Origin of the sequence: Streptomyces silvisoli, from assembly GCF_029269905.1 — a bacterium.
Classification (GTDB): Bacteria; Actinomycetota; Actinomycetes; order Streptomycetales; family Streptomycetaceae; genus Streptantibioticus_A; species Streptantibioticus_A silvisoli_A.
Genome location: NZ_JARJBC010000062.1, coordinates 1 through 1,395, shown reverse-complemented (window position 1 = coordinate 1,395; position 1,395 = coordinate 1). Strand labels below are relative to the sequence as shown.

Annotated in this window: 1 protein-coding gene; it reads right to left on the bottom strand. The window is 66.4% G+C overall.

Going from position 1 to position 1,395, the window contains the following annotated elements; genetic code table 11:
• Positions 1 to 146: 146 nt before the first annotated feature.
• A complete protein-coding gene (locus P3G67_RS35685) occupies positions 147 to 1,307 on the bottom strand; it encodes an IS701 family transposase (RefSeq protein ID WP_276097228.1) in 1,161 nt (386 codons plus the stop codon).
• Positions 1,308 to 1,395: the final 88 nt, after the last annotated feature.

Here is a 1,395-nt window from a genome sequence, read left to right as displayed (position 1 = left end):
CTAGTACTGCAACCGCATCTGGGGGTTGTGGCCTCGGCGTTTGTAGTGGGAACGGCGGGCTCGGGCCTGGCTGCGTCTGCGGAAGCGTGACCAGCGCAGATGGTGTTCGTTGGTGTGGTGGCGGGGTGTGATGACGATATGCCCGATCAATCGGCGAACTTCCGGGACGCTGAGTGGTACGAGGTCGTGTTTATCTTCCGCGGTGCCCCCTTTACGGCTTCCGTGGCGCGGATGGCGGTCAGGTAGGCGAGGGCGGCCATGGAGAGCGTGATGTGCCGGTACCAGGCCCGGTAGAGCCGAACTTGGTAGTGGTCCAGGCCGCACTCGCCCTTCGCGGTCTGGAAGCACTCCTCCACCGCCCACCGCGCGGCGGCCACCTTGACCAGGTCTTTCAGCCGGGAGGCGGCCGGCCCGTAGCAGACGTAGTAGGCGATCTCGGTGGGATCGGCCACGCTGCGGCGGGCCAGGACCCAGTGCCCGAAGCCGTCCTCCCAGCAGGGCCGGATCGCAACGCGGGCCCAGTCGTAGATCCGCTCCCCGTGCGCGCCCTGCCCGCCCGAGATCCGCTTCCAGCGCTGCCGGGGTAGTGCAGCGATCAGGCGATCGACGCGTTCCTCGCCCCAACGCGTTGTAATCACCGTGTCGTTGACCTTGGTGGCCATCACGTGCGCGATCCGGCGTTGCTCCAGCCAGCACCGGGTGTGCTTGACCTGTCCGTATGCCTCGTCTGCGGTCACCCACGCGAACGGCACACCGGCGTCGATGGCTCGTTGCAGCATCTGCCTGAAGTGCTCGTTCTTGGTAGCGAAGCCGACCTCGTCGGCGATGCCAGCGGCCCGGCAGCGGTCCCGGTCATCCGTCCAGGACGCCGGGAGGTAGAGCTCGCGGTCAATCAGCGCCCGTCCTGCCGCCGAGGCGTAGGCCAGGAAGGTGCCGATCTGACAGTTCTCGGTCCTCCCGGCGGTGCCGGAGTATTGCCGCTGCACCCCGGCCGACTTGGTGCCCTTCTTCAGGAAGCCGGTGTCGTCGCAGATCAGGACACCGTCCGGGCTGCCGATGGTCTCCATGGCGAAGTCCCGGATGTCGTCGCGGACCGCGTCCTCGTCCCAGTCGGAGAGGTTGAGCAGGCGTTGGACACCGTCCGGGCGGAGCTGGCCGACCTGCTCGGACAACGTCCAACCGTTCTTCTTCTCCAGCGGCGCAATCAGCCCCTGAAGGTAGTCCAACGCCCGCTCACGGGGCTCGGACCTGCCAAAACGGTGGGCGAACCGGGCATGCAGACCGGCTATCCCCTCCGACCACGACACAACCTGCTCGACCGTCAGCTCATCAGCACACAGTCACACCAACGACAACCAGTCTTGATCGTTACCCCAGATGCGGTTGCAGTACTAG